The sequence below is a fragment of the Acetobacter conturbans genome, from assembly GCF_011516755.1.
GTDB classification, from domain to species: domain Bacteria; phylum Pseudomonadota; class Alphaproteobacteria; order Acetobacterales; family Acetobacteraceae; genus Acetobacter; species Acetobacter conturbans.
Genome location: NZ_WOSY01000011.1, coordinates 117,083 through 124,665 on the forward strand (window position 1 = coordinate 117,083; position 7,583 = coordinate 124,665).

Below are 7,583 nucleotides of genomic sequence, written 5' to 3' on the forward strand. Positions count from 1 at the left end.
GTCATCCCTCATGCTGCGGCATAAGCCAGCTTCTGATAATAGCGAGACTTTCCTCGGGATCCTTGGCTGCAAGTTCCCGGACGTGACGGATAGCAGAGGCCTTCAATCTTCCTTCAATTCCAGAAAGATTCATGAAATCCGGAAGATCCTCTTTTGGCCCCTCAAGAGCCAGTTGCGTGCCCAAGCCAGAGGCTTGACCAAGCGCTCCCTGCTCGGTCAGCGGAATAGCTGCCCGGCCTGCATTGTTCCCGCCAGCATCGGCCAGAGCCAGAGCATCCGTGCCTTCCGTTTCTGAAGAGCCTTTCTTTAGAAGGGGTTTTGCAAAAAACAGAAGAGCAAGGAAGATGAAAAGACCAGGCGCAAGGGTACGGAGCAACTGCGTGATGTCGCTTTTTTCCACAGGCAGCCCCATCCATGTCGCATGAGCGGGAAGCGCTTCACCTGCATCTGATGCAAAACGCATGGAAACAACATTGACTGTATCACCACGTTTTTCATCAAAGCCGATCGCGGTCTTGGCAAGCGTGGTAATCCGCTCGAGTTCCGCCTTGTCGAGAGGCGCCCATTCCTCCTTGCCGTCTGCTCCCTTCGTCGTCTTGCCGTCCACCATGACCGCAAGACTGATATGGGAAACGCGTGGCTGATCCTGAACGACCGTCCGGACACGCTTTCCTATTTCATAATTATCAGTTTCCTCACGACGGTCTTCCTGACTGCCATTGTGCTGCTGGCCAGCATTGGCGTTGGGCAGGTTATTGGCGACAGTAGTACTCTGCTGCCCTTCCGTATTGGCGGATTTATCATTCGTCGTCTGTTGGGAACGGAGAACCTGTTGATCCGGATCGTAGCTCTCCTGCGTCTCATGAACCCTATCAAGGTTCATCAGCACAGACGCCTCCGCCCGCACATGCCCAACACCGAGAGTCGGCATCAGCATCGATTCAACAGTCTGAGAAAGTCGCCCCTCCATCGCCTGCCGCTGTTCATCAATCGTCTGGGCCAAAGCCGTCGCACTGTCTCGCTCACCTGGGCGTGCGAGCACATTTCCCCGGCTGTCGATGATGGAAATATTTTGAGGCGACAAACCCGGGGTGGCAGCCGATACGAGATTGAGGACCGCCTGCACACTTTCCTTGTCCAGCCGACTGCCACCCATCGTCAGAAGCACGCTCGCCTGCGCAGGCTGCTGATCTGAGGAAAACATTTCCCGATGTGGCAACACGAGGTGAACACGCGCATTCTTGACGCCGTGAATAAGACGGATCGAGCGCTCCAACTCGCCTTCCAGAGCGCGCGTCTCGTCAATGTGCTGCTCAAATTCTGTCGTGGTCAAAGTATTGGCGTGATCGAAAATCTCATATCCCACGGAGCCCCCTGAAGGCAGGGAGTCACGCGCCAGCAGAAGCCGTGCCGCAGCAACCTGATCGGGGGCGACATAAATGGTGTCACCCTGATCAGAAACAGAGTGAGAAATATGCGCTTTTTCGAGATCGTCCGCCATCTGGGCGGCTTCCCGCAGATCCAGATCGCGATAAAGGAGTGCCGAGGCATGCTGGCCGCCGTGGAAAGCGAAGACCGTCAACATCCCCATCATACCCAGACCGACTGCGCCCAGTGCGACCAGACGCGGCAACCCCAGCGTCTTGAGGCTCGAGAATATCGCTTTCACTTCTTATTTTCCGGAAAAAAGGTTGAACAGCATGGGACTCCAGAAAATCGCTTGAAAGAGATTCGCACGTGTTTCGCTTCAACTCTGGTTGACTTGAAGGCTGATCCTGCCGAGTGGGCCTTACTCTGCGGTTAACATGCGGCAGATTTTGCCGGGTTCCCCATCCGACTGTGCAAACAGGCCACAAAGAAGGTGGCAGACATCATCTGGCGTCTGAATATCCATCATCCTCCCCGTGACGGCGTGCCGCCTGACCTGTAGGCTCTTCACCCATGAATGGTCTTCGCTTTCGTCAGTCTCTTCTTCATCGGGTCGCATCAGAAACAGCATCATGAACAACGACACACCGGATTCCCGCTGGTCTTTTGCCTCACTGCCCACCAATATTTCTTTCGTGGCGGCTGACACAGCCAACGCCCGTGAAGAAAAGCAGAGACTTACCCGGCGTTACGGGAACTGCGAGCTTGATGAAGCTGAAGTCATTGTATGTCTGGGGGGCGATGGTTTCATGCTGGAAACCCTGCGGCAGGTCATGGACCGGAATATTCCGGTATATGGAATGAACTGCGGATCGGTCGGGTTCCTGATGAACCCCCTGGACGAGGATGACCTTCCCAACCGGCTCATTCAGACCCAGAGCGCGAAGTTACATCCCCTGCAAATGACCGCCGTGTGCACGGATGGCTCCGTGCAGGAAGCGGATGCACTGAATGATGTCTTTCTGTTCCGGGAAACGCGACAGGCAGCGAAAATCCGAATCGAAATCGATGGTCGTGAACGGATGCCCGAACTGATCTGTGATGGCGTGCTGGTCGCCACACCCGCCGGATCAACGGCTTACAACCTTTCGGCACACGGTCCCATCGTGCCCCTTTCCGGCAATCTTCTTCCGCTCACCCCCATCAGCGCATTCCGCCCCCGACGCTGGCGGGGAGCCCTCCTCCCTTCAACGGCGGTCGTCACATTTTTTATTCTGGAAACAGAAAAACGGCCGGTCGCTGCCGTGGCTGATTTCACGGAAGTAAGGAACGTGGTGAGCGTCACGGTGAGAGAGAACCGCGAGAGATCCGTCACCTTACTGTTCGATCCGGGACAATCCCTTTCGGAACGCATCATCACGGAACAATTTTCAGCCTGAGAGAAAAACCATGATGAGACGGATGTTTCTTAAATGCCTTCCGGGAGCCATGATACCCCTGCCGCTCGCTCTTCCCGGTTGTGCAAAAGAGACGTCGGACACCCGTTTCACCAAGGTCGATCATCTGCTTTCTGAAGCCGTCGCGCGCCACGAGATTCCCGGCGTCGTCGCAGCCATCGGTCAGGGTGACATCGTTCTGCATCGTGCTGTTTTCGGGCAACGTGCGCTGGTTCCGGCTACGGAACCGATGACATGGGACACACGGTTCGACATGGCCTCCCTCACCAAGGCGACCGTGACGGCTCCGGCGATCATGCAGTTCTGGGAGCAGGGCCGACTGGAACTCGACGATCCCGTTTCCCACTATCTGCCGGAATTCGCCCAAAATGGGAAACAGGCAATCACCATCAGGCAACTTCTGACTCACTATTCAGGGCTTGCGCCTGACCTTGATCTGTCCACCCCATGGTCAGGCAAGGAAGAGGCTTTCCGCAGAGCGATGGCGGCAGTCCCCACCGGGCCGACAGGTGTGCATTTCGTTTACAGCGACATCAACTTCATCGTGCTCGGGCTGCTCGTGGAACATCTGAGCGACCTGCCTCTCAACATCTATGCTGAACGTCATATTCTGACGCCCATCGGGATGAAGCATTCCGGCTTCCTGCCCTCCCCGCTCCTGCGGCCGATAATTGCGCCGACACAATATGATGACGCCCATGTGCCGTTACGTGGCGTGGTGCATGATCCAACAGCGCATCGGATGGGCGGTGTCGCCGGTCATGCCGGACTGTTTTCCGATGCGGACGACATGACGCTTTATGCCGCCAGCTTCCTTGATCGAAGGGCCGGACGTTCGAGCCTCTATCCGCTTCGGACCGAGACAGTTCGCCTCATGACAAGCCCACAATCTCCCGGCACGTCTGACGTGCGCGGACTGGGCTGGGATATCGCGACCCATTATTCCACACCACGAGGCGACATCTTTCCCGTCGGGTCATTCGGCCATACCGGCTATACGGGAACTTCGTTGTGGATGGATCCCGACAGTGCCGCGTTCATACTGATCCTGACCAACCGGGTGCATCCGCTGGATGCCAATGGGAAGGCCATCGTCCGCCTGCGGCACGATGTCGCAACCGCGGCTGCGCTGGCATTAAACTTGCCTCAGGCGCGGTAGGCGTGTTTGTCAGTAGGATGTTTCGAGGGATGAAACGGGTGCTCAGACACCGTCAGATGCGGTGAGACCATCTGCAATCAGCGTCCCGCACGCACGCTTCAGCAAACGACGATCGCACTTATAGGCAGTGACGTTCCCGCACAAAATCGGAAACATCACTGCCGTGCCATCATTCAATAGATATACTCAGGCCGCGACTGCAATTTCTTGAGCCGCCCGATCCGGTTTCTTTCCGAACAGGCGCAGGCCGAAGAGAAGTGCCCTTGCGATGTTGGGGGCCAGCCTCGGACGCAGAAGACGCGGATCATAGCCTGAAAAACGTCGCGCATTTTCCGTCAGGCATATCTGCACGAAATCGGCCAGCGTGATGTCCTGACTGGTCATCTCTTTTGTGCCGTTGACCGTGAAGTTATTGTCCTGCGTGTGCTCCTGTCCGTCGGCATCCACCGTCCGGGCAAGCCCGAGCCGCTCGTAAATCAGGAATGCCCAGACGGCGAGAACCTTCAGTTCAAACCACGGACGCTTCCATGCAGGCATGACCGCGCGATACCAGGCCAGCCAGTTGGCGAAGAGCAGAATATGACGGCATTCTTCCTGCATCACGGGTTCGAAGGTTTCGGTCAGCGCCGCCGGGAAAAAGCCGGACACGCGCGCCACCTTGAACATCCCGAAGGCAAAAAAACTGTCCACGCATTCGGAGAAGCCCGTCACCAGATAAGCCCACTCGACGTCCTTTGGCTCCACATACGCTGGCTCGGGCGCCATCGGGATGCCATAGGCCTCCACGAGTTTACTCAGGACTTCCTTATGGCGGTTCTCTTCCCACGCATTGCGGGAAATAGCGTCTTTCATGTCTGGATCGTCGACCACGCGCGCATAGGCGGCCATCCGTAGTCGCGCCTTCCCCTCCGTCTGCACGGCGATGTCCCAGATCGGTAATGACGTGACACGCTTTAACGCATCGGGCTCAAGCTTCGGCCAGTCAATGACGGACGGACGATAAGGATTGAATGTCTCCCGGAACATCGCCGCGATGGCGCGCTTATGTTCGGGCGAACCCGGTTTCAGCGGCCCCGGTATGGAAGAACTCCAGTGACGGGAGCGGTAATCCGCCTCTTTCACCGCCTCTGCGCTGGGCGGTGGCGGCAAATCATCAATGCTGTCGGGAAGCCTGGTGTAAATATCGGCAAGCACGGTCATGGTCCACGTACCCATATTGGAACATGGCCCCGCATCGAGGATGCAAGGCCATGCTGGTGATGGATGTCGTTCCACGCAATCGACGTGGAATGGTACGCCGTTAGTGGATATCGGATGGCTTGGAAATGATCCGCGTCACGAGTCCGTAGGAAATCCCTTCTTCAGCGGACATCCAGTAGTTACGGTCCGTGTCCTTGCAGATCTTTTCATAGGACTGGCCGGTTTCGCGCGCGAAGAGACGGTTGAGACGCTCGCGCATCTTCACGATCTCACGGGCCTCAATGTCGATATCCGTTGCTGGCCCGCGCACGCCGCCCATCGGCTGATGCAGGAGGAAGCGCGTGTTCGGCAGGCAGAATCGACGGTCCTTGTGACCGGCTGCGAAAATGAGTGCCCCGGCGGAAGCGACCCACCCTGTGCCGATCATGTTGACCGGCGCCATGGCATCCACGAACCGAATCATGTCGTGAATGGTATCGCCGCTTTCGACGTGACCACCCGGCGAATTGACATAAACGTCGATCGGCTTGTCTGACGCGCCAGCCAGAGCCAGAAGGCGTCCGGTCACATCGCGTGCGATCTTGTCGTTGATTCCGCCAAAGATCAGAACTTTGCGCTGATCGAAAAGACGGGTTTCCAGCTCGTTGACCGGCGAGGAGAGCGTCTTGTTGTCGTCAGGCTCGTTCTGCTCCGGCCCCTCGGGGGGCGGAATGTCGGGACCATTAGGATCCTCGTCGTCGAGTCTGATGCGCCCTTTCGTGACGTCGTCCATGATGCGAGTAGCGCCCATCAGGCCGGCCTCCTTGGTTGGGTGATATGATGTCATCCTTATTATCCTGCTCCGCCCTGCTGGCAATGCCAAGAGGAAACACTCGACCAACCTGCCGCGACGACAGCGTCGGCCCTCGCCAGAGAAACCCGAAACCTTTAAGATCGACAGAATGACAATCGCCCCGCTTTCCCCGCCCCCGCGCCGCAGCGTTCTCCGGATTACGCTGCCTGTTTTCTGTGCGTTTCTCGCGGGCTGTCAGCATCGCGATTTAGTCGACACAACCGTGGACTGGTATCATCAGCATGAGGGCGGCCTCATCGCGCAGCAGCGGCCGCCGGCCCCGGGTCAGTTCGCCCCTTATCCCAAGATCGGGCTTACACCCACGACGCCTCCGGCTTTTCCGTCCCCGGAGCTGCGTCAGTCAATCACCAGCGATCTGGTCACTTCCCGCAATCTGACCCAGCGCACTGCGGCGCAGAACGGCACCCTGATGCCGGACATTCCACCGCCACCCGCCAGCAAGGTGGACGTCGCCAAACCCACGCCGCCGCCCGCCAGTGCAGCGGCTCCCTCTGGCACGCCCGCTACCCTGGCCACGACGACGACAGCTGTCCCGGCAGGCGGGATGGGCGCCATCCTCGATGCCGCAGATTCGCCCCCTCCCTCCGGCAAGACCACGGCTTCCGCATCGTCGGCCACCAAAACGAAAACCACACCGGATGAGCCAGAAATCGCCATGCCGGATTTCCGGGGTGATGCACCGGTAGCGGCCACCGAGGTTACACAGCCCCTGCCGGAAATCCCGGCGGGACCGCCGCCGCCGCCGACTATTGCAGGTGTCGTCGTGCCATCAGATGCGGCGTTACCGGGCGCACTTCGTCCTGACTACGACCTTTCCCAGCACGACGGGATGCTGGTCAGTTTTCAGGTGGGATCGGATCAGTTCGCTCCCAATCAGGACGGCACCCTTGCCAAGCTGGTGTCTTCGCGTGGAACAGGATCGCTTTTTCTTCATTGCAGTGGAGAGACCGTTTCCCTCAGCCCAGACGACCAGACGCACGCTGTTGAGCTGGGACTGCTCCGCTGCCGCACCCTTGCTGATGCCCTGATCAAGAGGTCCGTCCCCGCCTCTGCCCTACATATTACAAGCTCAGCCTTTGGTCCTGGCGCGCGTGTCAGCACCCAGAGCTGATATTTTTTACGCGAAAGCATTTTTCTTTCACGGAGCGGCTTGACGCTCCGGCGTCCCTCCCCTAACTACGCCCTCGCCTCTGTCCCGTTCGTCTAGAGGCCTAGGACACTGCCCTTTCACGGCGGCAACACGGGTTCGAATCCCGTACGGGACACCAAGTCTTTTTCAAAGACTTAAGATACTAAACTTCTTAAATTCTTGGCATAGTAATAGCGATTTTGGGCCCAAACCGGGCCCGACGCGATTACGCTTAAGCCCAGAGAAAGCCTCATACGACGACGCGACAGTAAGTTAGTCGACCTGATTCGATAACAGGTCCTGACCCTAGGGCGTGTCGTCAGTTAATTCTGATGATGGTTGCAACGAGTTGGACGGCTGCGAGGAAGGTTGATTTCAGCTTGTCGTAACGGGTTGCGATACCCCTGAACTGTTTGA

General features: G+C 57.7%; 6 protein-coding genes, 1 tRNA gene and 1 pseudogene. 4 read left to right on the plus strand and 4 right to left on the minus strand.

Annotated features, from left to right (window positions below; all coding sequences use genetic code 11):
- Nucleotide 1: 1 nt before the first annotated feature.
- Nucleotides 2–1,669, minus strand: a complete 1,668-nt coding sequence (fliF, locus tag GOB81_RS12325; protein ID WP_173570728.1) for a flagellar basal-body MS-ring/collar protein FliF — start codon at nucleotides 1,667–1,669, stop codon at nucleotides 2–4.
- A 331-nt stretch (nucleotides 1,670–2,000) separates the two neighbouring features.
- Between fliF and GOB81_RS12330 the strand changes: the two genes are divergently transcribed.
- Nucleotides 2,001–2,807, plus strand: coding sequence for an NAD kinase (locus tag GOB81_RS12330; protein WP_173570729.1), 807 nt, complete (start codon nucleotides 2,001–2,003; stop codon nucleotides 2,805–2,807).
- Nucleotides 2,808–2,856: 49 nt separating this feature from the next.
- Entirely contained in the window at nucleotides 2,857–3,984 is a 1,128-nt protein-coding gene (locus tag GOB81_RS12335) for a serine hydrolase domain-containing protein (protein WP_242010240.1), read from the plus strand.
- Between the two features lie 186 nt (nucleotides 3,985–4,170).
- Here the strand turns inward: GOB81_RS12335 and GOB81_RS12340 are convergent, their stop codons facing one another.
- Together GOB81_RS12340 and GOB81_RS12345 are read right to left on the minus strand one after the other, a co-directional pair.
- Complete coding sequence (locus GOB81_RS12340) at nucleotides 4,171–5,184, minus strand: ferritin family protein (RefSeq protein ID WP_173570731.1); 1,014 nt, start codon at nucleotides 5,182–5,184, stop codon at nucleotides 4,171–4,173.
- 100 nt (nucleotides 5,185–5,284) lie between these two features.
- Nucleotides 5,285–5,974: an ATP-dependent Clp protease proteolytic subunit gene (locus GOB81_RS12345; RefSeq protein WP_242010241.1), complete on the minus strand. Its 690-nt coding sequence runs from the start codon at nucleotides 5,972–5,974 to the stop codon at nucleotides 5,285–5,287.
- Between the two features lie 151 nt (nucleotides 5,975–6,125).
- Here GOB81_RS12345 and GOB81_RS12350 point away from each other — a divergent pair, with 151 nt between their 5' ends.
- Both GOB81_RS12350 and GOB81_RS12355 read left to right on the plus strand, forming a co-directional pair.
- The gene (locus tag GOB81_RS12350) at nucleotides 6,126–7,148 is read left to right on the plus strand and encodes a hypothetical protein (RefSeq protein WP_173570732.1); all 1,023 of its coding nucleotides are present in this window, start codon (nucleotides 6,126–6,128) and stop codon (nucleotides 7,146–7,148) included.
- A gap of 81 nt (nucleotides 7,149–7,229) precedes the next feature.
- A tRNA-Glu gene (locus GOB81_RS12355) sits at nucleotides 7,230–7,305 on the plus strand.
- 180 nt (nucleotides 7,306–7,485) lie between these two features.
- On the opposite strand, the pseudogene GOB81_RS12360 reads toward GOB81_RS12355, so the two are convergent.
- Nucleotides 7,486–7,583, minus strand: a pseudogene (locus tag GOB81_RS12360) (IS5/IS1182 family transposase); the annotation flags it as partial.

Coding starts and splice junctions, on each gene's coding strand:
- GOB81_RS12330 (WP_173570729.1), top strand. CDS start 2,001: ATGAACAACGACACACCGGATTCCCGCTGGTCTTTTGCCTCACTGCCC.
- GOB81_RS12335 (WP_242010240.1), top strand. CDS start 2,857: ATGATACCCCTGCCGCTCGCTCTTCCCGGTTGTGCAAAAGAGACGTCG.
- GOB81_RS12350 (WP_173570732.1), top strand. CDS start 6,126: ATGACAATCGCCCCGCTTTCCCCGCCCCCGCGCCGCAGCGTTCTCCGG.
- GOB81_RS12340 (WP_173570731.1), bottom strand. CDS start 5,184: ATGACCGTGCTTGCCGATATTTACACCAGGCTTCCCGACAGCATTGAT.
- GOB81_RS12345 (WP_242010241.1), bottom strand. CDS start 5,974: ATGGGCGCTACTCGCATCATGGACGACGTCACGAAAGGGCGCATCAGA.